This window comes from Oricola nitratireducens, from assembly GCF_014904745.1.
Classification (GTDB): domain Bacteria; phylum Pseudomonadota; class Alphaproteobacteria; order Rhizobiales; family Rhizobiaceae; genus Oricola; species Oricola nitratireducens.
Genome location: NZ_JACZCS010000011.1, coordinates 129,866 through 154,555 on the forward strand (window position 1 = coordinate 129,866; position 24,690 = coordinate 154,555).

23 protein-coding genes and 1 riboswitch are annotated in these 24,690 nt (G+C 63.6%); of the genes, 14 read left to right on the forward strand and 9 right to left on the reverse strand.

The annotated features are described in order from the left end of the window. Window positions 1-834 precede the first annotated feature (834 nt). Window positions 835-918: riboswitch (glycine riboswitch) on the forward strand. Window positions 919-1,073: 155 nt separating this feature from the next. The 5 genes from gcvT (at window position 1,074) to IG169_RS08000 (ending at window position 6,852) form a co-directional block, all read left to right on the forward strand. After that, window positions 1,074-2,177: a glycine cleavage system aminomethyltransferase GcvT gene (gene gcvT, locus IG169_RS07980; protein WP_193175649.1), complete on the forward strand. Its 1,104-nt coding sequence runs from the start codon at window positions 1,074-1,076 to the stop codon at window positions 2,175-2,177. A 5-nt stretch (window positions 2,178-2,182) separates the two neighbouring features. Then, on the forward strand, window positions 2,183-2,551 hold the full coding sequence (gene gcvH, locus IG169_RS07985; RefSeq protein WP_193175650.1) for a glycine cleavage system protein GcvH: 369 nt from the start codon (window positions 2,183-2,185) through the stop codon (window positions 2,549-2,551). Window positions 2,552-2,558: 7 nt separating this feature from the next. Continuing rightward, a complete protein-coding gene (gene gcvP, locus IG169_RS07990; protein WP_193175651.1) occupies window positions 2,559-5,360 on the forward strand; it encodes an aminomethyl-transferring glycine dehydrogenase in 2,802 nt (933 codons plus the stop codon). 104 nt (window positions 5,361-5,464) lie between these two features. Then, window positions 5,465-5,848 carry a DUF423 domain-containing protein gene (locus IG169_RS07995; RefSeq protein WP_193175652.1) on the forward strand — a complete coding sequence of 128 codons (384 nt, stop codon included), beginning with the start codon at window positions 5,465-5,467 and terminating at the stop codon, window positions 5,846-5,848. 65 nt (window positions 5,849-5,913) lie between these two features. Beyond that, window positions 5,914-6,852: a carbon-nitrogen hydrolase family protein gene (locus IG169_RS08000; RefSeq protein WP_193175653.1), complete on the forward strand. Its 939-nt coding sequence runs from the start codon at window positions 5,914-5,916 to the stop codon at window positions 6,850-6,852. A 13-nt stretch (window positions 6,853-6,865) separates the two neighbouring features. Here IG169_RS08000 and IG169_RS08005 read toward each other — a convergent pair whose 3' ends face one another. Continuing rightward, on the reverse strand, window positions 6,866-7,711 hold the full coding sequence (locus IG169_RS08005; RefSeq protein WP_193175700.1) for a MurR/RpiR family transcriptional regulator: 846 nt from the start codon (window positions 7,709-7,711) through the stop codon (window positions 6,866-6,868). Between the two features lie 126 nt (window positions 7,712-7,837). On the opposite strand from IG169_RS08005, the gene IG169_RS08010 reads away from it, so the two are divergent. From IG169_RS08010 to IG169_RS08050, 9 genes are all read left to right on the forward strand, one after another. Next, window positions 7,838-8,653: an N-formylglutamate amidohydrolase gene (locus tag IG169_RS08010; protein ID WP_193175654.1), complete on the forward strand. Its 816-nt coding sequence runs from the start codon at window positions 7,838-7,840 to the stop codon at window positions 8,651-8,653. Then, the gene (locus tag IG169_RS08015) at window positions 8,650-9,156 is read left to right on the forward strand and encodes a TRAP transporter small permease subunit (RefSeq protein ID WP_193175655.1); all 507 of its coding nucleotides are present in this window, start codon (window positions 8,650-8,652) and stop codon (window positions 9,154-9,156) included. The genes IG169_RS08010 and IG169_RS08015 overlap by 4 nt, the downstream gene beginning before the upstream one ends. Further along, the gene (locus tag IG169_RS08020; protein ID WP_193175656.1) at window positions 9,156-10,481 is read left to right on the forward strand and encodes a TRAP transporter large permease; all 1,326 of its coding nucleotides are present in this window, start codon (window positions 9,156-9,158) and stop codon (window positions 10,479-10,481) included. The genes IG169_RS08015 and IG169_RS08020 overlap by 1 nt, the downstream gene beginning before the upstream one ends. A 76-nt stretch (window positions 10,482-10,557) precedes the next feature. Next, window positions 10,558-11,598 carry a TRAP transporter substrate-binding protein gene (locus IG169_RS08025; RefSeq protein ID WP_193175657.1) on the forward strand — a complete coding sequence of 347 codons (1,041 nt, stop codon included), beginning with the start codon at window positions 10,558-10,560 and terminating at the stop codon, window positions 11,596-11,598. Between the two features lie 71 nt (window positions 11,599-11,669). Beyond that, window positions 11,670-13,046, forward strand: coding sequence for a glutamine synthetase family protein (locus tag IG169_RS08030; RefSeq protein WP_193175658.1), 1,377 nt, complete (start codon window positions 11,670-11,672; stop codon window positions 13,044-13,046). Between the two features lie 2 nt (window positions 13,047-13,048). Then, on the forward strand, window positions 13,049-13,417 hold the full coding sequence (locus tag IG169_RS08035) for a VOC family protein (RefSeq protein ID WP_193175659.1): 369 nt from the start codon (window positions 13,049-13,051) through the stop codon (window positions 13,415-13,417). Continuing rightward, complete coding sequence (locus IG169_RS08040; protein ID WP_193175660.1) at window positions 13,410-14,795, forward strand: aldehyde dehydrogenase family protein; 1,386 nt, start codon at window positions 13,410-13,412, stop codon at window positions 14,793-14,795. Before IG169_RS08035 ends, IG169_RS08040 begins: the two co-directional genes overlap by 8 nt. After that, entirely contained in the window at window positions 14,792-15,937 is a 1,146-nt protein-coding gene (locus IG169_RS08045) for an iron-containing alcohol dehydrogenase (protein ID WP_193175661.1), read from the forward strand. Before IG169_RS08040 ends, IG169_RS08045 begins: the two co-directional genes overlap by 4 nt. Before the next feature lie 193 nt (window positions 15,938-16,130). Then, complete coding sequence (locus IG169_RS08050) at window positions 16,131-16,379, forward strand: hypothetical protein (RefSeq protein WP_193175662.1); 249 nt, start codon at window positions 16,131-16,133, stop codon at window positions 16,377-16,379. Between the two features lies 1 nt (window position 16,380). Here IG169_RS08050 and IG169_RS08055 read toward each other — a convergent pair whose 3' ends face one another. From IG169_RS08055 to IG169_RS08090, 8 genes are all read right to left on the reverse strand, one after another. Beyond that, window positions 16,381-17,859, reverse strand: a complete 1,479-nt coding sequence (locus IG169_RS08055; RefSeq protein WP_193175663.1) for a mannitol dehydrogenase family protein — start codon at window positions 17,857-17,859, stop codon at window positions 16,381-16,383. Window positions 17,860-17,864: 5 nt separating this feature from the next. After that, a complete protein-coding gene (locus tag IG169_RS08060) occupies window positions 17,865-18,638 on the reverse strand; it encodes an L-iditol 2-dehydrogenase (RefSeq protein ID WP_193175664.1) in 774 nt (257 codons plus the stop codon). Further along, window positions 18,635-19,639: an ABC transporter ATP-binding protein gene (locus IG169_RS08065; RefSeq protein WP_193175665.1), complete on the reverse strand. Its 1,005-nt coding sequence runs from the start codon at window positions 19,637-19,639 to the stop codon at window positions 18,635-18,637. The genes IG169_RS08060 and IG169_RS08065 overlap by 4 nt, the downstream gene beginning before the upstream one ends. Before the next feature lie 9 nt (window positions 19,640-19,648). Further along, window positions 19,649-20,479 carry a carbohydrate ABC transporter permease gene (locus IG169_RS08070; RefSeq protein WP_193175666.1) on the reverse strand — a complete coding sequence of 277 codons (831 nt, stop codon included), beginning with the start codon at window positions 20,477-20,479 and terminating at the stop codon, window positions 19,649-19,651. A 13-nt stretch (window positions 20,480-20,492) separates the two neighbouring features. Continuing rightward, complete coding sequence (locus tag IG169_RS08075) at window positions 20,493-21,362, reverse strand: carbohydrate ABC transporter permease (RefSeq protein ID WP_193175667.1); 870 nt, start codon at window positions 21,360-21,362, stop codon at window positions 20,493-20,495. 147 nt (window positions 21,363-21,509) lie between these two features. Continuing rightward, the gene (locus IG169_RS08080; RefSeq protein ID WP_193175668.1) at window positions 21,510-22,817 is read right to left on the reverse strand and encodes an ABC transporter substrate-binding protein; all 1,308 of its coding nucleotides are present in this window, start codon (window positions 22,815-22,817) and stop codon (window positions 21,510-21,512) included. Between the two features lie 169 nt (window positions 22,818-22,986). Then, window positions 22,987-23,943, reverse strand: coding sequence for a sugar-binding transcriptional regulator (locus IG169_RS08085; protein WP_193175669.1), 957 nt, complete (start codon window positions 23,941-23,943; stop codon window positions 22,987-22,989). After that, window positions 23,936-24,640, reverse strand: a complete 705-nt coding sequence (locus IG169_RS08090; protein ID WP_193175670.1) for an HAD family hydrolase — start codon at window positions 24,638-24,640, stop codon at window positions 23,936-23,938. The genes IG169_RS08085 and IG169_RS08090 overlap by 8 nt, the downstream gene beginning before the upstream one ends. Window positions 24,641-24,690: the final 50 nt, after the last annotated feature.

Genomic DNA, 24,690 nt, shown 5'->3' on the forward strand with positions numbered 1-24,690 from the left:
CCTCCGAACGTTAATTTGCCTTAGGAAATTCGGCCGAATCCGCCGTTCCGGAGGCGAAAAACAACCATCGCATTACGAAAATCCGGAAGAATCGGGCTGCCCGGGAGGCCGATTAAGCGGGGCCGGTTAACTTATGCCCGGCGGGTTTTCAGGTTAAGCGGCGAATCGAGATGCCGCCGGTGCGTCTGCGGCGCACCACAGTACCAACGCCGGCGACAGACGGGGCTTGCCGCTTTCGCAAATAGGCGCATCTCCGATGCGCCATTAATTCGCGCGACCGGATTCCAGGTATTGTCGGGGGCTTTCCCGGCACGGGATGCCGGCGTCTCGTATGGACTACAGGGCCGCGCCATCAAAGCCGGACGGGTTTATTCCCTGTTTACAATGACTTGCATGCTCGCCCGACTTTTCACGGGAAGCCTGCCCCGCTCAAGCGCCGTCGCTTTCATTTCTTATATAAGCCGCCAGGCGATCCCTGATTTTCGTATCTGACTGGAGGTCAGACCATGAAAATCAAGAGCCTTCTTCTCGGCTCCGCAGCGGCTCTCGTCGCTGTCTCCGGCGCTCGCGCTGGGGCTCAAATGGAGTGACGTCACTCATGACCGCGCGACTATCCGGATCACCAAGTCCGGACGCAGCCGCAGAATCCCCCTGACCGCGCGGGCGGCGCGATACGCGGCCTGACGCGCGCGGACGCGCCTGTCCCGACCACCGGCGATCGTGCCGATCCACGCAACGCCGTTTCAACCACAGTAAAAAGCATTACGCGCAAACATTCGGCGTGACACGAATCTCGCGCCGCGCTAGGTTCACCGTGCTCTCGGGCTTCGGCCCGGTCTGTCAGCGGGAGAGAGCCGAAAGGCCGCCGAAGGGGAAATCGCCCGAAATCTCTCAGGCAAATGGAACCGCTGACAGGTCAAGGCACTCTGGAAAGTCGGGGCATCAGCCCTGCGCCGAAGGTGTAAGTGTTCCCGACAGGGTTCCGGGAATGCGAGTCTCTCAGGCTTCCGACAGAGGGGCGCATCCAGCCGTCGCCGACGGCCGGTTTGTGCTGTCTGACGGAAAGGAAGCCGATGAGCGAGAGCGAAACACTCAAGGAACTGCCGCTGAAGGCGCTGCATGAGCGCGCGGGCGCGAAATTTTCGCCCTTCGCGGGCTGGTCGATGCCGGTTTCCTATCCGCCGGGCGTGTTGAAGGAACATCTTCACACCCGCGAGCATGCCGGGCTGTTCGACATTTCCCACATGCAACTGATCGACCTGAACGGCGCGGATGCCGCGCGCCTGATCGCACGGCTTTGCCCGCTCGAGGCGGAAAGCCAGGCAGCCGGCGCCAGCAAATACACCTTCCTTCTCAACGAGAACGCGGGAATCATCGACGACCTGATCGTGACCCGACTTGCGGACGAACGCTTCATGATCGTCGCCAACGCGGCGCGCGCTTCCGTCGACGTGGCGTGGATCAGGGAGCGCGCGAAAGGCATGGACGTCTCTATCGAACCGTTGCAACGCGTCTTCCTGGCGCTGCAGGGACCGGAGGCGGTGTCCGTCATGGCCGACGCCGGTATCGATGCAGGCCATCTCTCCTTCATGAGCGGTTTCGAACCGCGATCCGGCTGGTTCCTGACGCGATCCGGCTATACCGGCGAGGACGGGTTCGAGATCGCCCTTCCCATTGAGGATGCGGAAGAAATCGCGGAAAAACTGGCCGGCGATGCCCGCGTCGAATGGATCGGACTTGCCGCGCGCGACAGCCTGCGGCTGGAAGCCGGACTTTGCCTCTACGGCAACGATCTCGACGAGGAGACCGATCCCGTCAGCGCCGGGCTGATCTGGGCAATCCCGAAAGGCCTGCGCCAGGGCGGCCCATTCACCGGCGCGAAGCGTCTCGCCGAAATCATCGCGGCCGGACCGGACGAAAAACGCGTCGGCCTACAGGCCGAGGGCCGCCAGCCGGTGCGCGCCGGCGCAACCCTGACCGATCCCGCCGGCAATGCCGTCGGCCGGGTGACGTCGGGCGGTTTCGGTCCGTCGGCCGGCCACCCCGTCGCCATGGGCTATGTGCGCGCCGATCTCGCCAGGCCCGATACCCAGCTCTTCGCGGACGTGCGCGGCAAACAGGTCGCCATGCGCGTCGCCAAACTCCCCTTCATCGTCAAACGCAGCCAAAAAGGATGAGACCTTTGAGCAAGACCTATTACACCGAAGACCACGAGTGGATCCGCGTCGATGGCGGCGTCGCCACCGTCGGCATCACGAATTACGCGCAGGAACAGCTCGGCGACCTCGTCTTTGTCGACCTCCCCGCCCCCGGCACTTCCGCGTCGAAGGGCGACACCCTGGTCGTGGTCGAATCCGTCAAGGCGGCCTCCGATGTCTTCTCGCCGGTCGACGGCGAAATCAAATCCATCAACGAGGCGCTGTCGTCCGAACCGGGCCTCGTCAACTCGGCGGCGGAAAGCGACGGATGGCTGTGGAGCATGTCCATTGCCGATGAAAGCCAGCTCGACGGCCTGATGGACGCCGAGGCCTATCAGAAAACGCTTGGGTGAGGACACGATGAGCTCCGCCGCCTACCCCTTCGACCGCCGCCATATCGGCCTTTCCCAGGCCGATATCCGTTCCATGCTGACGAAGATCGGAATTCCATCAGTGGAAACGCTGATCTCCGAGACCGTGCCGGCCGCGATCCGGCTCGACCGCGCGCTTGACCTGCCCGCCCCGACGAGCGAGCACGCGGCGCTCGGCGAGTTGCAGGCCATGATGGACCGCAACACCGTCATGAAGAGTTTCATCGGCCAAGGCTATCACGGCTGCCATGTGCCGCCGGTCATCCAGCGCAACCTGTTCGAGAACCCGGCCTGGTACACGGCCTATACGCCCTACCAGCCGGAAATCAGCCAGGGGCGGCTGGAATTGCTGTTCCATTTCCAGACACTCGTCGCCGAACTGACCGGGCTTCCGGTCGCGTCCGCCTCGCTGCTCGACGAGGCGACGGCGGTCGCCGAGGCGGTCGGCGTCGCGCTGCGCCACCACCGCGACAAGCGCAACGAGATCGTCTTTGCCGGCACGCCGCATCCGCAGACGCTCGATGTCGTCAAGACGCGCTGCCATGCGCTCGGCCTCACTATCTCGAAGGCCATCAGCGACAACACGGCCGCGCTGATCGTTTCCTGGCCGGATACGCTCGGCGTCTATGGCGAGCATGCGCAAGCCATCGCCAGCGCGAAGGAAAAGGGCGCGCTCGTCGTCGCCGTCGCCGATCCACTAGCGCTGACGCTGCTCGAACCGCCGGCGAACTGGGGCGCCGATGTCGCCGTCGGCTCGATGCAGCGCTTTGGCGTGCCGCTCGGCTATGGCGGACCGCATGCCGGCTACATGGCGGTATCGGATGCGCTGACCCGCATGCTGCCGGGCCGCCTCGTCGGCGAATCCGTCGACGCCAAGGGCCGCCCGGGTTACCGACTCGCGCTGCAGACGCGCGAACAGCATATCCGCCGCGACAAGGCGACGTCGAACATCTGCACCGCGCAGGCCCTGCTCGCCAACATGGCCGCGGCCTATGCGATCTGGCACGGGCCGGCCGGCCTGAAGGCGATTGCGGAAACCGTGCACGGTTTTGCGTCGCGTTTCGCCGTCGCACTGGACGCGAAAGGCCTTTCGAGCGCCGGGTCGCGCTTCTTCGACACCGTCACAGTCGCCGTGCCGGGCAAGGCCGCAGACATCGCCAGGACCGCAGAGAACGGCGGACGGCTGATCCGCGTTCTGGGCGCCGATCACGTCTCGATCGCCTTCGACGAGACGACGACCGAGGCCGACCTGGAGGCGCTGACAGCGCTGTTCGGTGCGGAAGCGCCGGAAACCGCTCCCTTCGCCATGCCGCTGTTGCGCGACGACAGCCGGTTCCTCACCCAGTCCGTCTTCCGCGAAAACCGCTCGGAAACCGAGATGATGCGCTTCCTGCGCCGGCTCGCCGACAAGGATCTGGCGCTCGACCGGGCAATGATTCCGCTCGGCTCCTGCACGATGAAGCTGAACGCGGCGGCGGAAATGATGCCGGTCAGCTGGAACACGGTCGCCAACTTGCATCCCTTCGCCCCGAAGGCGCATGCCGAGGGCTATCGCGCGATGTTCGACGATCTGGAAAGCTGGCTCGCCGAAATCACCGGCCTCGACGCCGTCTCGCTGCAGCCGAATGCCGGCAGCCAGGGCGAATATGCCGGCCTGCTCGCGATCCGCCGCTATCACGAGGCGCGCGGCGATGCGGCCCGGACCGTCTGCCTGATCCCCTCCTCCGCGCACGGGACAAATCCGGCGTCCGCCCATGTGGCCGGTCTCGATGTCGTGGTCGTGACCTGCACCGAAAGCGGCGATGTCGACGTCGACGACCTGAAAGCCAAGGCCGAGGCGAATGCCGACCGGCTGGCGGCGCTGATGATCACCTACCCGTCGACGCACGGCGTCTTCGAGGAAGGCATCCGCGACATCTGCGAGATCGTCCATGCCAATGGCGGCCAGGTCTATCTCGACGGCGCCAATCTGAACGCCCTGGTCGGGCTCGCCCGGCTCGGCGATTTCGGCGCCGACGTCTGCCACATGAACCTGCACAAGACCTTCTGCATTCCGCATGGCGGCGGCGGTCCGGGCGTCGGGCCGATCGGCGTCAAGGCACATCTGGCGCCGTTCCTGCCGGGTCATGTCTCGGAAGGCTCCGACAATGCGGTCGCGGCGGCGGCCCATGGCAGCGCATCGATCCTGCCGATCACCTGGATGTATATCCGGATGATGGGCGCCGAAGGGCTGAAACGGGCAACCGAAATGGCGATCCTGTCGGCGAACTACATCGCCGCCCGGCTCGAACCGCATTACCCGGTCCTCTACAAGGGCAGGAAGAACCGCATCGCGCATGAATGCATCCTCGACACGCGCGTGCTGAAGACCAGCGCCGGCATCACCGTCGACGATATCGCCAAGCGCCTGGTCGATTACGGTTTTCACGCGCCGACCATGTCGTGGCCGGTTGCCGGAACGCTGATGGTCGAACCGACCGAATCGGAACCGAAGAGCGAAGTCGACCGGTTCTGCGACGCCATGATCGCGATCGCCGGAGAAGCGGCCAGGGTCGAAAAGGGCGAATGGCCGGCGGACGACAATCCGCTCGTCAATGCGCCGCACACCGCCGACGACGTGATGGCCGACGACTGGACGCATCCCTATTCGCGCAAGCTCGCAGGCATGCCGGGCGGCGACAGCGCGGCGTCGAAATACTGGCCGCCGGTCAGCCGGATCGACAATGTCTATGGCGACCGGCACCTGGTGTGCACCTGTCCGCCGATGGAGGCCTACGCGGTCGGCAATTGATATGACGCGGCCCGGCGTTATGCCGCACCCGCCTTTCCGGGCTTGTCACGGCGCGTAGCGTTCTGCATACGCGCCGTGATCCGTTTTACCGGAAAGGAAACAGCATGAGCGAGCAACCGTACAAGGATCGAGCGGCGGTATTCGGCGCCGGCATTCTCGGCATTGGCGGCGTCGCCGCTGCCGCGGCCAGCGCGCATGCCGCAAGCGACCCGCGCTTGCTCGGCGCGGTCGCGCTGGTGTGCCTGGCGCATGCGCCGGCACTGCTGGCGCTCGGCCTTTCCGGCCGGCGCGATGTCATGCTGCGCCTCGCCGCCCTGTTGCTTTTCGCCGGCGCGGCAGTGTTTTCGGCCGATATCGCCCTTCGGGCGTTCGGCCACGGACGGCTTTTCGCGATGGCGGCGCCTTCCGGCGGCATTGCCATGATGGCCGGCTGGCTCGCCGTGGCAGTAGCGGCGTTCACCGCGCGCGGCCCGTCGCCGGACCGCTGACCGGCAGTTGCGGTGCCGTTACGGCAGCCATGTGCTATCCTCTTGTTTTTCAGGGGGAGTATCGCATGTCCAAGATTGCCGTCATACAACGTCCGCCAGTCCTGCTCGACCGTGCGGCCACGATCGAGGCGGCTGTCGCCTCGATCGACGAAGCCGCCGGCGAAGGCGCCAGCCTCATGGTGTTTCCCGAGACCTTCGTTCCCGGTTATCCGACATGGATATGGCGGCTGCGCCCCGGCGGCGACATGGCGCTGACGGGCGAGATCCATGCCCGGTTGCGAGAGAATTCGGTCGATCTCGAAAAGGACCATCTCCAGCCGGTGACGGATGCCGCCGCACGTTCCAAGGCAACGATCGTTCTCGGCATCAACGAAATCGACTCGACTTTCAGCGGGACGACCCTGTTCAACAGCGTCGTCGTCATCGGACCGGATGGATCGCTGTTGAACCGGCACCGCAAGCTGATGCCGACCAATCCGGAACGCATGGTATGGGGCATGGGAGACGCCTCCGGCCTGAAGGTCGTCGACACGCCGGTCGGGCGCATCGGAGCACTGATCTGCTGGGAAAACTACATGCCGCTGGCCCGCTATGCGCTCTATTCGCAGGACATCGACATCTATGTCGCGCCGACCTGGGATGCCGGGGAAAGCTGGATCGCCACCATGCGTCACATCGCCAAGGAAGGCGGATGCTGGGTGATCGGCACGGCCACCGCGCTAGAGGGCAGCGACATTCCGGCGGACTTCCCGGGCCGGGAGAAACTGTTCACCGACGACGAGTGGATCAATGACGGTGACGCCGTCGTGGTCAAGCCGATGGGCGCCATCGCGGCCGGCCCGCTGACGCGCGACAAGTCCATCCTGTACGCCGAGATCGACATCGAGGCGGCGCGGCGCGCCCGCCGCTCCCTCGATGTCTGCGGCCACTATTCGCGACCGGATCTCTTCTCGTTTTCGGTCGACCGACGGCCGCTGCCACCGACGACCTTCCGCGACGCATAGGCAAGGGTCGCGATCAGTTCAGATTGCGGAACAGCTTCGTCGCCGAGAACATCGCCTCGAGGTCCTCGATACGGCCCTTGGACTCTTCCCAGCGCGCCGCCTGGATGTCGGCGATCAGGGCTTCGACGATCAGCATGATGGCGATGGTCGAATCCCAGCTCGACGGCGCTTCGACCAGCGCATGGAAGACGTGATCGGCCAGCCGGCTGATCGGCGATCCCCACTGGTCAGTGAACAGCACGATGGTGCATTTGCGGTCGCGGGCGAGCTTCGCCAGCTTCAACAGGTCGGTCTCGTAGCGCCGGATATCGAAGAGGACCAGCACCGTGTTCTCGTCCATGTCGAGGAGATATTGCGGCCAGACATTCGGCGACTGGCTGAGCAGGGTGACGTTCGCGCGGATGATCTGCAGGTGGTTGAAGAGATAGTCGGCGTTCGACCGCGTGATGCGGCCGCCGGCCAGATAAACGTGGCGTTTCGGATCGGCGAGGATCGAAACCACCGCGTCGAACGCCTCGGGGCTCAGCCGTTGCAACGTGTTGCGAATGTTCGACGAAACCGCGTCGGCGAACAGGTTCAGCGTGTGCTGGTCGGAGGCGTTGGCGCGGCCGGCGTCGCGGCGCGAGATCGGCTCCTTGATCTGCGCGGCGATCTCCTCGCGGATGGCGCCCTGCATGTCCGGGAATCCGTCGAAACCGAGCTTGCGCGCGGTGCGGATGACCGTCGGCGTCGAGACGCCGGCCTGGCGCGCCAGTTCGGTGATAGAGCCGAGCCCGGCCACCGGATAGTCCTGCAACAGGACGCTCACCAGCTGCCGCTCGGACCGCGTGAGCGTTTCCATGCGTTCCTGGATACGCATTTTGACCGATGCGGACGTGTCAACCACGTGGAAAACCCTTTCTTGTGCCCACGTAACCCACGAAATGTAACATTGTCTACTGAAACGATATTGACAGAAAAATAATTGCTGTAATGAATTGTACCTATGAACGATCCTGCACGATCAGAAGCGATCCTCGCGCCGTCGGAAGGCCCTGCCGCCGAGGTCACGAATGCCGCCGGCCGCGCGCCGATCGTGCTGGTTTGCGAACATGCGAGCGCGTTCATCCCGGCGAGCCTTTCCGGACTCGGCTTGCGCGAGGAAGACCGGCTCTCGCATGCCGCCTGGGATATCGGCGCGCTCGCGGTGGCGCAGCGCCTGAGCTCAGCGCTCGACGCGCCGCTCGTCGCCTCGCGCGTGTCGCGGCTTGTCTATGACTGCAACCGCCCGCCGGAAGCCGCCGATTCCATCCCCGCCAAGAGCGAACTGATCGTCGCGCCCGGCAACGCCGACCTCTCGTCGCAGCAACGCGGCGCGCGTGCCCGGGAGATCTACGAGCCCTTTCGCAGGCTTTTACGCGAAACGCTTGCGGCGCGCGCGCAGACCCGCCCTACCCTGATCACCATCCACAGCTTCACGCCGGTCTTCTATGGCAAGAAGCGGAGCGTCGAACTCGGGCTGTTGCACGACACCGACGACCGGCTGGCGCGCGCCATACTGGATGCCGCGCCGGACTGCACGCCGATGAAGACGGCGCTCAACGAGCCCTACGGGCCGGCGGACGGCGTCACGCATACGCTACGCGAGCATGCGCTTCCGGCAGGTCTCCTCAATGTCATGATCGAGATCCGCAACGATTTCGTCAGCGACGCGGCCGGCATCGAGCGGGCGGCAAGCGAGGTCGGCACGATGATTGAACGCGGTCTGGAAGCATGTGAGCATTCCTCCATCGCAACACGCAACGAAAGGCGCCAAGGATGATGTCGTTCGCACGGAAATACGTACGAATTGTCGACGCCATCAATTACCGGGTCGGCCGGTTCTCGATGTACCTGCTCTACGTGTTGATGGGCATCCTGTTGTGGTCCTCGATCAGCAACATCATTCGACAGAACGCGATCTGGACGCTCGAAATGGCGCAGTTCACCATGGTCGCCTACTACATGCTGGGCGGCCCCTACTCGCTGCAGCTCGACTCCAACGTTCGCATGGACCTGCTCTACGGCCGCTGGTCAGACAAGAAGAAGGCCTGGGTCGACGCCTTCTCGATCTTCGCGCTGATCTTCTATCTCGGCGTGCTGCTCTACGGCGCCGTCGACAGTACGGTCTACTCGCTCGAATATGCCGAACGCAGCGCGACGGCATGGCGCCCATATATCTCGCCGATCAAAATCATCATGGTCATCGGGATATTTCTGATGCTGCTTCAGGCATTTGCAATATTTTTCAAGGACTTGGCCAAGGCCCGCGGGGAAGAGCTGTAATGTCCTATGACCTGATCGCAATCCTGATGTTCAGCACGATGATGCTGATGATGGCGACCGGCCAGCGGGTGTTCGGCGCCATCGGCTTCGTCGCGGTGCTGGCCTCGGTGCTGCTGTGGGGCGTCGGCGGTTCCGATCTCGGCTTTTCCGCCGCGATGAAGCTGATGAAATGGTATCCGCTGCTGACGCTGCCGATGTTCATCTTCATGGGTTACGTGCTTTCCGAAAGCCGCCTGGCCGACGACCTCTACCGGATGTTCCACGTCTGGATGGGCAAGATTCCGGGCGGTCTCGCCATCGGTACGATCGCGCTGATGGTCATCATCTCGGCGATGAACGGCCTCTCGGTCGCCGGCATGGCGATCGGCGCCACCATCGCCCTGCCGGAACTGCTGAAGCGCAACTACGACAAGCTGATGGTCACCGGCGTGATCCAGGCCGGGTCGTCGCTGGGCATCCTGGTGCCGCCCTCGGTGGTTCTGGTCCTGTATGCGATGATCGCGCGCCAGCCGGTCAGCCAGCTGTGGCTCGCCGGCGTCTTTCCGGGCCTGCTGATGGCGGCCCTGTTCATTGCCTATATCTGGATTCGCTGCCGCATCTCGCCGGAGCTCGGTCCGGTGCTGCCGGAGGATGAACTCGACGCGATCCCGCGGGCCGAGAAGATCCGGCTGCTGCAGGCCGGCATCCTGCCGCTCGGCATCTTCGTCACCATGATGGTGCCCTTCGTGATGGGCTATACGAGCCTCGTCGAAAGTTCCGTCGTCGGTGCGCTTGCCTCGGTCTTCGCCGCGGTGATCAAGGGCCGCTTCACGCGCGAGGTCTTCGAAGTAGCGACGCGCGAGACGCTGGCGATTTCCTGCATGTTCATGTGGATCATCCTGGCCGCGCTCGCCTTCGGCGCGGTCTTCGACGGCCTTGGCGCCGTCAAGTCGATCGAGGGCTTCTTCGTCGACAGGCTCGGCCTCAGCGCCTGGGAAATCCTGCTGCTGATGCAGCTGTCCTACCTGATCATGGGCACCTTCCTCGACGACACGGCGATGCTGGTGATCGTCGCGCCGCTCTACGTGCCACTGGTCAGGGCGCTCGGCTTCGACCTGATCTGGTACGGCGTGCTCTACACGATCACCTGCCAGATCGCCTACATGACCCCGCCCTTCGGCTACAACCTGTTCCTGATGCGGGCGATGGCGCCGAAGGAGATCACCATCCACGACATCTACCGATCGATCATTCCGTTCGTCGGCGTGATGATCCTGGCGCTGGTGATCGTGACCGCGTTCCCGGAAATCGCCCTGTGGCTTCCGCATCATGTCTATCAACGCTGACAACCACCATTGAGGGGCGGCGCGAACCACCCCCGCACACATCACCGGCCCGCGGGCCACAACAAGGAGGCAAGTCATGACCACGACCAGACGGAAATTCCTCAAGACCGGCGCTATCGCCGGCGCCGCGACACTCGCCGCTCCGGCGGTGCATGCCCAGTCGGCGCCGATCAAGTGGCGGCTGCAGACCTATGCCGGCCCGGCGCTCGGTGAAGAAGTGATCAAGCCCTGTATCGAGCAGTTCAACCAGATCGCCGACGGCCAGATGGAGATCGAGCTGTTCTACGCCGACCAGCTCGTACCGACCGGCGAACTGTTCCGCGCCATGCAGAAGGGCACGATCGACGCGGTGCAGTCGGATGATGACTCGATGGCTTCGCCGACCGAGGTTACCGTCTTCGGCGGCTACTTCCCGCTTGGCCTGCGCTATTCGCTCGACGTGCCGGCGCTGTTCAACCACTGGGGTCTCGACGAGATCTGGAAGGAAGAATACGCCAAGGTCGGGGTCAAGCACATCTCGGCGGGCTCGTGGGATCCGTGCAACTTCGCCACCCACAAGCCGATCACCAGCCTGAAGGACCTCGAAGGCCTGCGCGTGTTCACCTTCCCGACCGCCGGCCGGTTCCTGTCGCGCTTCGGCGTGATCCCGGTCACGCTGCCGTGGGAAGACGCCGAAGTGGCGCTGCAGACCGGCGAACTCGACGGCATCGCATGGTCGGGCATCACCGAGGACTACACGTCCGGCTGGGCCAACGTCACCGAGTACTTCCTGACCAACAACATTTCCGGCGCCTGGATCGGCCACTTCTTCGCCAACATGGACCGGTGGAACGAAGTGCCGGATCATCTCAAGACCCTGATGCAGGTCTGCTTCAACTCCTCGCACTACCATCGCCAGCACTGGTACTGGAACGGCGAGGCGACGCTGCGCGTCAACAAGGACAAGCTGAAGTCGACCACGATTCCCGACGAGGAATGGAACACGGTCGAGGAAGAGGCGCACAAGTTCTGGGACGAGATCGCGGCCGAAAGCGAACTGAAGGCCAAGGTCGTCGGCATCTTCAAGGCGTACAACGAGACCATGGTCAAGGCAGGCAAGCCCTACCGCTACAGCTAAGGCTTCCTGTACACACTTTACGGCGGGGCGCGATGACGCCCCGCCCCATTCTGTTTTGAGGACTTACCCAAATGCCGGGCATGTTGACGCTTGAGGAACTGAAAGCCGCCGCCAAGGCAGGCGAAATCGACACCGTGGTCGCCGCCCACACGGACATGCAGGGCCGCCTGATGGGCAAGCGCTTCCACGTGCAGCACTTTCTCGACAGCGCCAAGGACGAGACCCATTGCTGTAACTATCTCCTGACCGTCGACATGGAGATGGAGCCGGTGCCGGGCTACAAGACGGCCAGCTGGGAAAAGGGCTACGGCGACCACACCATGATCCCCGACCTGTCGACGCTGCGCCGCATTCCCTGGCAGGAAGGCGCGGCGTTGGTGTTGTGCGACCTCGTCGACCACCATACGCACGAACAGATCCCCGTTTCGCCGCGCGCGGTGCTGAAAAAGCAGCTGGTGCGGCTGCGCGAAATGGGCATGACGGCGATGATGGCGTCGGAACTGGAATTCTTCCTGTTCCACGAGAGCTTCGAGGAGGCGCATGCCAAGGGTTATCGCGACCTCAACCTGATCAGCGCCTATAACGAGGACTACCACATCTTCCAGACGGCGAAGGAAGAGAACGTCATGCGGGCGATCCGCAACGGGCTCTACGGCGCCGGCATTCCGGTCGAGAATTCCAAGGGCGAGGCCTGGGCCGGTCAGGAGGAAATCAATGTGCGCTACGCCGACGCGCTGACGGCTGCCGACAACCATGTCCTGACCAAGAACGCGGTGAAGGAAATCGCCTGGGCGAACGGCCGCGCGGCGACATTCATGGCGAAGTGGGACTACGCGGCGGCCGGCTCGTCTTCGCATGTTCACCAGTCGTTGTGGTCGGCCGACGGCAAGACGCCGGAATTCTTCGACGAAGGCGGCGGCGATCCCGACAGCATGTCGCAGACGATGCGCCACTATCTCGCGGGCATGCTGGCGCACGCCTCTGAATTCACCTATTTCCTGGCGCCCAACATCAATTCCTACAAGCGCTTCCAGGCCGGCACCTTCGCGCCGACCAAGGCGATCTGGAGCCGCGACAACCGCACCGCCGGCTACCGCGTCTGCGGCGGCGGCACCAAGGCGGTGCGCGTCGAATGCCGGGTCGGCGGATCCGACCTCAATCCCTATCTCGCCTTCGCCGCGCAGCTTGCCGCCGGAATCGCGGGAATCGAGGGCAAATACGAACTGGAACCGGAGTTCCGCGGCGACGCCTATTCGGCCCGCCGGGCGCGCGAGATCCCGAAGACCTTGCGCGACGCGGCGGCTTCGCTAAAGCGTTCTAAGATGCTGCGCAACGCTTTCGGCGACGACGTGGTGGATCACTATGTCCACGCCGCCGAGTGGGAGCAGTTCGAATATGATCGCCGCATTACCGACTGGGAAATCGCCCGCGGCTTCGAACGGTCCTGAGCATGATCACCCATATCGACCACGTTGTGTTGACGGTGCGCGACATAGACGCCGCCGTCGCCTTTTATACCGAGGCCATTGGCATGCAGGCTATTTCCTTTGCGGGCAGCCGCAAGGCGCTGAAATTCGGGACGCAGAAAATCAACCTGCAAACATTGGGACAGGAAACCCGCAACCATGCCGCCATCGGCTCCGGCGACCTATGCCTGATCACCGACTGGCCGATCCAGGACGTGATTGAACACCTGCGCGAAAAGGACATAGCGCTGTGCGAAGGGCCGGTGCAGAAGTCCGGTGCGCAAGGACCGATCACTTCAGTCTATTTCAACGATCCCGACGGCAATTTGATAGAGGTCAGCCGATATGACTAACACCCTGCGCTGCATATCTCCCATCGACGGCAAGGTTTTTGCCGAGCGCCCGGTCATCTCGCTCGAAGACGCCAGGGCGATGCTCGAACGCGCCCGCGCGGCGCAGAAGGATTGGGCCGCGCGCCCGCTTGCCGAGCGCATCAAGCTCGTGCAGGCCGGTGTCGAGGCGCTGGGCGCGATGGGCGACGAGGTCGTCACCGAGCTTGCCCACATGATGGGCCGGCCGGTGCGTTACGGCGGCGAGTTCGGCGGCGTCAAGGAACGCGCCGACTACATGGCCTCGATCGCGGAAAGTGCCCTGGCGCCGATCGTTACCGAGGACAGCGCGAATTTCGAGCGTCGCATCGAACGCGAACCGCATGGCGTCGTCTTCGTCATTGCGCCGTGGAACTATCCCTACATGACGGCGATCAACACGGTCTCGCCCGCCCTGATCGCCGGCAACGCGGTCATCCTCAAACATGCGACGCAGACGCTGCTTGTCGGCGAGCGGATGGTGCGCGCATTTGTCGAGGCCGGCATTCCGGCCGACCTGTTCCAGAACATCTTCCTCGATCACGCCACCAGCGAGGCGCTGATTGCGGAGAAGAGTTTCGATTTCATCAATTTCACGGGTTCGGTCGGCGGCGGTCGCGCCATCGAACGCGCGGCGGCGGGCACCTTCACGCCGCTTGGGCTCGAACTCGGCGGTAAGGATCCCGGCTACGTGATGGACGACGCCGATCTCGACTGGGCCGTCGACACGCTGATGGACGGGGCGCTGTTCAATTCCGGCCAGTGCTGCTGCGGCATCGAGCGGATCTATGTGGCGGAGACGCTCTACGACGAATTCGTCGAAAAGGCCGTCGCCTGGGCCTCGAAGCTTAAGCTCGGCAACCCGCTCGATGCGGAGACAACCATCGGCCCGATGGCCAACACCCGCTTCGCAGAGACGGTGCGCGCGCAAATCGAGGACGCGATGAAGAAAGGCGCGCGCGGGCTGGTTGATCCGGCTCTGTTCCCGGCGGACGATGGCGGCGCCTATCTCGCGCCGCAGATCCTCGTCGACGTCAATCACGACATGGAGGTCATGCGCGAGGAGAGCTTCGGCCCCGTCGTCGGCATCATGCCGGTCAAGGACGACGAGGAGGCGATCGCGCTGATGAACGACTGCAAATACGGTCTGACCGCCTCGCTTTGGACAAATGATCCGGAGCGCGCGGCCCGCATCGGCGCGCAAATCGAGACGGGCACCGTCTTCATGAACCGCGCCGACTATCTCGACCCGTCGCTGTGCTGGACCGGCTGCAAGGAAACCGGCCGCGGCGGCGCGTTGTCCGTCATCGGCTTCCAGAATCTGACCCGGCCGAAATCATACCACTTCAGGAAAACGAAATGAGCCTTACAGCCAACTGGTCCTATCCGACCGCAATCCGTTTCGGCGCCGGACGCATCGCCGAGATCGGCGACGCCTGCGCATCCGCCGGCATCAAGCGCCCCCTGCTCGTTACCGACCGGGGTCTCGCCCCCATGGAAATCACACAGCGCACGCTGAAACTGATGGCGGACGCCGGGCTCGGCAGCGCCATCTCCGCGGATGTCGATCCGAACCCGACCGAGATCAATCTCGAAGCGGGACTGAAGGTCTTTCGCGACGGCGGCCATGACGGCGTCATCGCGTTCGGCGGCGGTTCCGGCCTCGATCTCGGCAAGATGGTCGCCTTCATGTCCGGCCAGACGCGGCCGATCTGGGATTTCGAGGATATCGGCGACTGGTGGACCCGCGCCGACCCGGACGGCATCGTGCCGAACATCGCCGTGCCGACCACGGCGGGCACCGGCTCGGAAGTCGGACGCGCCAGCGTCATCACCAATTCCGAAACCCATGTGAAAAAGATCATCTTCCACCCGAAGGTCCTGCCGTCGGTCGTCATCGCCGATCCGGAGCTGACCGTCGGTATGCCGGCCAAGATCACGGCGGGCACGGGCATGGATGCATTCGCGCATTGCCTGGAAGCCTATTGCTCGCCGTTCTTCCACCCGATGAGCCAGGGCATCGCGCTGGAAGGCATGCGGCTCGTGAAGGAATATCTCCCCCGCGCCTATGCCGACGGCACCGACATCGAGGCACGCGGCCAGATGATGGCGGCCGCCTCGATGGGCGCCGTCGCCTTCCAGAAGGGGCTCGGCGCGATCCACGCGATCTCGCATCCGATCGGCGCGGTCTACAACACCCATCACGGCACGACCAACGCGGTTGTGATGGCCGCGGTGCTCGACCTCAACCGTGTGGAGATCGAGGAACGCATCGAGCGCGCCGCCGCCTATCTGGGGATTTCCGGCGGCTTCGACGGCTTCCGCGCCTTCGTCGTGGAGCTTTGCGCCTCGCTCGGCATTCCGAAGAAACTGTCGGAAATGGGCGTGGATACGTCCCGCCTCGACGAACTCGTCCCGATGGCGCTCGACGACCCGTCCTGCGGCGGCAATCCGGTCAAGCTGACGGCGGAAAACGTCAGGGCGCTGTTCCTCGCGACGATCTGACGGTCCGGCGGTCCCCGCACCGTCATCATGCCAGGCAATGGCGGGGTCTTTCGGCCCCGCCTTTTTCACCCGGCCCATCGGCCCCGGGACAGCCGTCCCGGGCGCGACCGAAAAGGCCTTTACACTCCCGCAAGACAAGTTCGCGTATCCTTCTCGCCATCCGCCTACAGGGCGGCGACACAAGGAGGGGACCATGAGCATATTGCGGCCGCAGTGCTCCCACTGCATTTACTGGGTGAGCGGCGATACCAGCGACACGTCGAAGTCAGGGCACTGCCACCGTTATCCGCCCGGTATCTACGTCAATCCGCAAAGCGGCACCGTCATCCAGAAATTCCCGACGACCGAGCACCGGCACTGGTGCGGCGAGTGGAACAATGACGATGCCGTGCTGAAAGGCATGCTGGCGCAAACGGCAGCGAAAACCGCGGCGCCGCAGTAGTTCAGGCGGGCGTCTCGTCCAAATAGGTTTCCAGCGTCGCACGTACGCCGCCGGCCCAGAGCGCACGCAGCGCAGCGGCGAAGGCGTTAGCGAAAATCCCGTCCTTGCCGAGATCGCCGAAGATGTCGTGCATCGCCAGCCATGCCGACGGATCGTCGCGGGCCGCCAGCGCCTGGCGGGTGAGCCGCTCCGCGGCGATGTCGTCAATCGTGATCGTCTTGCCGTTTTCGTCGGTTCCGGCGCAATAGCGGCACCACAGCGCCACCTCGAGCGCGAGGCCGTCGACGGACTGACCTTTTTCGAGGCGGGCCGCGATTGTCGGCAGGATGAATTTCGGCTGGCGGTTGGAACCGTCGAGGCAAAGACGCGGGATCGTGTCGCCGACGGCGACATTGGCGAAGCGTTCGACGATCTTTTCGTAATAGCCGGTCAGACTGACGCCGGGGATTTCCGGCACGGTCGGGATGATCTCGGAGAATTCCAGCTTCTCGAGGAATCCCGCCACCAGCGGGTTTTCCATCGCCGAGTGAACGAAATGGATACCCAGGAGACCCGCCGGATAGGCGATCGTCGCGTGGCCGCCATTGAGGATGCGCAGCTTCATCAGCTCGTAGGGCGCGACATCGTCGACGAATTCGACGCCGACGGTTTCAAGCGCCGGACGCCCTTGCGGGAAGTTGTCCTCCAGCACCCATTGCCGGAACGGTTCGCAGACAACCGGCGCGGCATCCTCGATGCCGAATTTCTCGCGCACCAGGCCGATCTCGCGCGGGCCCGTCGCCGGCGTGATGCAATCGACCATGCCGCATGGGAATGCAACATTCTCCGCGATCCAGTCATGCGCGTCGTCCGCCCTGCCCTCGGCGAGGCCGAGCACCGCGTTGCGGGCGACATGGCCGTTTTCCGGCAGGTTGTCGCACGACATCACCGTGAACGGCGCGATCCCCGCGTCGCGCCGTTTCATCAACGCCGCGATGATGATGCCGAAGACGGTCTTTGGATGATCCGGACTGTCCCGGTCGGCGACGATTTCGGGATGCGACGCGTCGAAGCCGCCGGTCTTGGCGTCGACATAGTAGCCGCCTTCGGTGACCGTCAGCGAAACGATGCGGATTTCGGGCTGCGCCATCGTGTCGATCAGGCCGACGGGATCGACCCTGGCGAAATCGATCATCGATCCGCTGACGGTTGCCGAGAAGCCGGCGGGATCCAGTTCGACGACCGTGGTCAGCCAGTCCTGCGCCTCCAGCTTGCCGCGCATCGCATCGTCATAGGGTTTCACGCCCGCGCCGACGATGGCCCAGTCGTGGTCGCGGCCGGATTCGAATAGCCGGTGCAGGTAGATTCCCTGATGCGCGCGGTGAAAATTTCCGACGCCGATATGGACGATGCCGGGCGAGAGATCGCCGCGGGCATAGGAGGGCTTGGCGACGTCCGCGCCGATGGCGGACAGATTGTCGAGTGAGAGCTTTGTAACCATGGCGTTCAGCTCATCCAGTTGCCGCCGTCGACATTGTAGGTCTGGGCGACGATGTATTCAGCCTCCGAGGAGGCCAGGAAAACGGCCATGCCGGTGAGATCCTCGGCGGTACCCATGCGGCCATAGGGGACGGCTGCGGCGACCTGCTTTTTCTTCTCGCCGGGCTTCAGGCCTTCATGCCTGGCGAACAGCGCATCGACGCCGTCCCAGTGCTCGCCATCGACGACGCCGGGCGAAATCGCGTTGACGTTTATGCCGTGCCTGATCAGATCGAGGCCGGCCGACTGGGTCAGGCTGATGACGGCGGCCTTGGTCGCGCAATAGACGGCGACGAGCGCCTCGCCGCGCCGGCCGGCCTGGCTGGCCATGTTGATGATCCTGCCGCCCTTGCCGCGCGCGATCATCGAGCGTGCCGCCGCCTGCATCGTGAACAGTGTGCCGGCGACGTTGATCGAGAACAGCCGGTCATAGCTCTCGCGGGTGATCTCGACGATCGGGGCGAGATCGAACAGCGCGGCATTGTTGATCAGGATATCGAGGCCGCCGGTCTTCTCCTCGACCGTCCTTATCGCCGCGTCGATGGACTCCTGTTTCGTCACGTCGAGATGCACCGCATAGGCCTTGTCGCCGATCTCCTTCGCGGTCGCCTCGGCACCGTCGAAATTGATGTCGGCGATGGCGACCGTCGCGCCCTCGCGCACATAGGCTTCGGCAAACGCCTTGCCGATGCCGCGCGCGGCGCCAGTGATCAGCGCCGTTTTGCCGTCGAGCCTTTTCATTCGATCCTCAGGCCATTGGCGTCAAACTTGTGGATCTTGTCGGCCTGCGGCGTCAGGAAGATCGTGTCGCCGCGATTGAGCCCTACCTCGCCGCTTGCCCTGACGGTCAGCGCATCCGCCAGTCCGGTGCCGGTGATATGGAAGAACGTATCCGAGCCCAGATGTTCCGACACGCCGACGGTGCCTCTCCAGGGACCATCCGTGTCTGACACGTCGATATGTTCGGGCCGGACGCCGATCGTGTGCGCGCCGTGTTTCGCGGCTTCCGCGCCTTCGATGAAGTTCATCTTCGGCGAGCCGATGAAGCCGGCGACAAAGAGGTTGCGCGGTTCGCGATAGAGTTCGAGCGGCGAGCCGACCTGCTCGATGACGCCGGCATGCAGGACCACGATCTTGTCGGCCATGGTCATGGCTTCGACCTGGTCATGCGTCACGTAGATCATCGTGGTCTTCAGCCGCTTGTGAAGCTCGGAAATCTCAAGGCGCATGCCGACGCGCAGCGCCGCGTCCAGGTTCGACAGCGGTTCGTCGAACAGGAAGGCCGCCGGCTCCCGCACGATCGCACGGCCGATGGCGACACGCTGGCGCTGGCCGCCGGAAAGCTGGCCCGGACGGCGGTCGAGATAGTCGGTGAGGTTCAGCACCTTAGCCGCGGCCGCAACCTTCTGGTCGGCCTCCGCCTGATCGATGCCGGCCATCTTCAGCGGAAACGCGATGTTCTTGCGCACCGACATGTGCGGGTAGAGCGCATAGGACTGGAACACCATTGCGAGGCCCCGTTTTGCCGGCGGCTTCTCCGTCGCGTTGACGCCGTCGATCTCGATGACGCCGGAGCTGACATCTTCGAGCCCTGCGATCAGCCGCAGCAGCGTGGACTTGCCGCAGCCCGACGGACCGACGAAGACCACGAACTCCCCGTCATGGATCTCAAGATCGAGCGGCGGAATCACATTCGTGCTGCCGAAGCTCTTGGTGACTTGCTTGAGGGTAATGCTTCCCATGGTCTTCCCCTACTTCACGGCGCCGAAAGTCAGGCCGCGTACGAGTTGTTTCTGGCTGAACCAGCCCAGGATCAGGATCGGCAGGAACGCCATCACCGAGGCCGCCGAGAGCTTGGCGTAGAACAGGCCTTGCGGCGACGAGAAGCCGGCGATGAACTTGGTCAGGGGCGCGGCCTGGAACGCGGTCAGGTTCAGCGTCCAGAAGCTCTCGTTCCAGGCCATGATGACGTTCAGCAGCAGCGTCGAGGCGATCCCCGGCACGGCCATCGGCGTCAGCACGTAGATGATCTCGTTCGCCAGCGAGGCACCGTCCATCCGCGCCGCTTCCAGTATCTCGCCCGGAATTTCGCGGAAGTAGGTGTACAGCATCCAGACGATGATCGGCAGGTTCATCAGCATCAGGACGATGGTCAGCAGGAATCGGGTGTCCATCAGGCCAAGGGCCTTTCCGATCAGGTAGATCGGCACCAGGACGCCGGCGGCCGGCATCATCTTGGTCGACAACATCCACATCAGCAGATCCTTGGTCCGCGGTCCGTGGACGAAGGCCATCGCCCAGGCAGCGGGGATCGCAATGATCATCCCCAGGATGGTCGAGCCGAAGGCGATCACCACCGAGTTCCAGAAGAACTGGCCGTAGCCGCGCAGCTGGATCACGGTCTGATAGTTCTCGAACGACCAGGGAAAGTCGAACCAGACCGGTGGGAAGGCCACCGCGACGGGCTCGGGCTTGAAGCTGGTCATCACCGTCCAGAAGATCGGGAAGAAAATGATCAGGGCCACGACCCAGGCGGCGATGGTGTTTACGGTCTTGCGGGCCGGTGTGGCGGCACGTGCCATGGGTGTTCCTCCCTCAATCCAGGTTCTTGCCGATCGCCTTCATCAGGAAGATGGCGACGATGTTGGCAAGGATGACCGCGATCACGCCGCCGGCCGCGGCCGCGCCGACGTCGAAGTCGAGCAGCGCCTTCTTGAAGATCAGGAAGGGCAAGGTGGTGGATGCGGTGCCGGGACCGCCCGAGGTGGTCACCAGGATCTCACCGAAGATCCCAAGCAGGAAGATCGTCTGGATCAGGATCACGACGGTGATCGCCCTGCTCATATGCGGCAGCATGATGTACCAGAACCGCGCAAGTGGCGCCGCGCCGTCCATCTCGGCCGCCTCGAGCTGGTCGCGGTCCAGCGACTGCAGTGAGGTCAGCAGGATCAGCGTGGCAAAGGGCAGCCATTCCCAGGCGACGATCATGATGATCGAGGTCAGCGGCGACTGCCCGAGGAAGTCGTAGGGCTGGAACCCGAGCCAGTCGAACAGCGCGGCAAACAGGCCGTTGGTCGGGTTGAAGAACATGTTCTTCCAGACCAGCGCCGACACGGGCGGCATGATGAAGAACGGCGAGATCACAAGGATCCGCACGGGCCCCTGGCCCCATAGGGGCTGGTCGATAAGGATTGCAATCAGGATGCCGAGGACAACGGTGATGATCAGCACGCCCAGGACCAGTATCAGGGTGTTGACCAGCGCGCCGCCGAAGTCTCCCGAGAAGACGAAGTTGGAATAGTTGCCCCATCCGACCCATCCCGCGCGTTCAGGGTTCAGCAGCCGATACCGTCGGAACGAATAGTACAGCACCATCCCCAGGGGGACTGCCATCCAGATGAACAACATGATCACCGAGGGAGAGATCATGTAACGTGCGGCTGACCGAGAGGCTTGCGTGGCCATGGGACGCTCCAGCGGGTGGGGGCTCGGCGCCGCGCCCTGGACTGACTCCCACCTCTGGGTCAGACGCCGGTAGCGGGGCGCGGCTGCGGAAGTTGGCTCCGGAGCGGGCGATGCCGCCCCGGGCCTGCGTTCAGGTCAGAGCAGGGCTCAGTAGTAACCGGCGGCCTTCATTTCTTCATCGGTCAGCTTCTGAGCGTTGGCGAGCGCCTCATCGGCGGTCTCCTGGCCCGCGAGGGCGGCCGAGAACTCTTGGCCAACCGAGGTACCGATCCCCTGGAACTCCGGGATCGCGACGAACTGGACACCGGTATAGGGCACGGGCTGGACCGTGGGATGATCCGGGTCAGCCGAGTTGATCGATTCCAGCGTCAACCTGGCGAACGGAAGCTTCGCGTATTCAGGGTTCTCGTAGAGCGACTTGCGAGTTCCCGGAGGCACGTTGGCCCAACCCTCCTTCGAAGCAACGAGGGCCAGATAGTCCTTGTTGGTTGCCCAGTCGATGAATGTCTTCGCGGCGTCCTGCTTTTGCGACGATTTCGGGATCGCCAGCGACCATGCCCAGAGCCAGTTTGCGCGCTTGCCAAGCCCCTTGTCTGGAGCCAGGGCGAAGGCGACCTTGTCGGCGAATTCGGACTGCTTGGGATCGAGAAGCGACGACGCCGACACTGTCGCATCGATACGGATCCCGCACTTGCCCTGAAGCGAAAGCGTTAGGTTTTCGTTATAGCCGTTCGCGCTCGCTCCCGGCGGTCCGTACTTGGTCAGAAGCTCCAGGTAATCGTCCAGCGTCGCCTTCCATTCGGGGGTGTTGAACTGCGGATGCCATTCCATATCGAACCAGCGCGCGCCGTAGGAATTGGCCATCGTGGTGATGAAGGCTGTGTTCTCGCCCCAGCCCGGTTTGCCGCGCAGGCAGATGCCGTAGACGCCATTGTCGGGATCGTTCATCGCGGCGGCCGCCGTCTTGATGTCGTCCCAGGTCGGTTTTTCGGGGATCGTCACGCCGGCCTTCTCTGCCAGATCAGTCCGATAGTTGACGAAAGAGGATTCGCCATAGAACGGGGAAGCATAGAGCTTTCCGTCATAGCTCAGGCCTGCCCGGATCGGCGGCAGAAGGTCATTGATATCATAGCTTGCAGGCAGGTTGTCCAGCGACACCAGCCAGCCCTGCTTGGCCCAGATCGGAACTTCGTAGGTGCCGATCGTCAGCACGTCGAACTGGCCGCCGCCGGTGGCGATGTCGGTGGTGACCTGCTGGCGCAAGGCGTTCTCTTCGAGCGTGACCCAGTTTACCTTGATGTCCGGGTGCTTGGCGTAAAAATCGTCCATCAGCCCCTGCATCCGGATCATGTCGCCATTGTTGACGGTCGCCACCGTGATGTCGGTGGCCGAAGCGGCGAACGAGACAAGCGACAGCGCAGACGCGCCCAGCAGGGCGCGAACGAAGATTTTCATGATTTTCCTCCCAATGCCAAACTATGGGCATTTGCTACAAGTACGAGCAAATACTCACATCGACAAAGAAGCAAGTCAAGATGCCGCACCCCCAGCATGCACCGGCGGGCCACGGAAAAATTGAGATTTTGGTGTAAAATCAGATCACTAGAGGCAAAAGATTTTTTGCTCAATCCTTGAGCAGAAGTTCCGCCGTCAGCTCATTGGTGATCAGGCAATTGATCAGCTTGCCTATCATGGCACCGCGGATCGCCTCGACCTTCGCCTCGCCGGCGGCGATCCCGAAAATCGGGTTTGGCGAATCGGACACCAGCGGCGCGCTGTTGACGCGGTCGTTGACCAGTCCCTCGATGACATGGCCGTTCTTGTCGTAGACCCACGAGGTGATCTCGCCGACCGCGCCCGCGCGGTTGAAGGCGCGGATTTCGTCGCGCGTCAGGAAGCCGTCGACGAGAAGCGGCGCGCTCATGTCCATGTTGCCGACGCCGACAAAGGTGACGTCGGCCTGGCGCGCGAGTTCGAGGATGTTGTGCACCGGCTCCTGGTTGTGGAGGATGCGTTTTTCTTCCGTCGAGCGCGCATAGACGGGCAGCGGCATCGGATAATGTTTCGCGCTGACCCGCTCAGCCATGCGGATGACGACGTTGTAGGCCGTCGCCGAACCGTCCGACATCATGTTGCCGAGCAGCGAGACGACGGAGTGCTGCGGGCAATCCATCGGCGGCAATTGCTCCACACAGGCGCGCAGCGCCCGCCCCGTGCCGATAGCGATGATCTTGGGGTGCTGCGATTTGAGATGCCGCTCCATCTCCGCCGCCCCCGCCTGGGCGATGCCGACGATCGAGGACGGCGCGTCAGGGTCGCTCGGCACGACCTCGCAGCTTTTCAGGCCGAATTTCTCCTTCAGGCTGGCGCTCAGCTCCATGCAATGGGCGATGGGATGATCGAGGCGTACCTTGACGAGACGTTCGCTGACCGCAAGCGATACCAGCCGCTGCGCCGACTGGCGCGAGACACCGAGCTTGCGCGCGATCTCGTCCTGGGTGTTGCCCGCGACATAATAGAGCCAGCCGGCCCTCGCCGCGTCGTCGAGACGGCTCGTTTCGCTTTCGATCTTGCTAGCCATGGCGTTCGGACGTCGCTTCCATGCTTCTTTTGAGTTGTGGAGCCATTTCAAAGAATTGGCTCCATTTGTCAAAGGTGGTCAGCGCGCCGCCCTCGGTGAGTTCGTCCGCGTCAAGGCCGCGCAGATGGCTGGCGCCCGTGAACCGCCAGACCTGCATGCCGGCGGCGCGCGCGGCATGGACGCCGGGCATGGCGTCCTCGATCACGAGGCAGTGGCGCGGATCGACGCCCATGGAATCGGCGGTAAAAAAGAACAGATCCGGCGCGGGCTTGCCGTTGGCAACCTGCGAAGCCGTGAACAGGCGGTCGCCGAAGTACGGCGCGAGGCCGGACAGTTCAAGCGACCGGCGCGCCCGCTTCGGGCTCGAACTGGTCGCCACGCAGAACGACACGCCGATATTGCCGAGGACGTCCCCGACACCGGCCACGGCGCGCAGTTCGGTCTCGAAGGCGGCCAGAAGGTCGCTGCGGTAGCGGTCCTCGAAGTCGGAATCGAGATCGAGGCCGTAGGAGATGCGCACTTCGGCGGCGACCTTCGTCCAGGAACGGCCGAGGAAGTTTTTCTGCACATAGGGGAAATCGACATGCACGCCGACGCGGCCGAGTTGTTCGATCAGGATGCGCGCACTGATGACCTCGCTGTCGATGAGCACGCCATCGCAGTCGAAAATAACCAGTTGTATGTCCTCGATCGCCATCTGCGGAATGATCCCTGCCCTCGCCCGCCGCCGGGACCGGCATAGGAGCG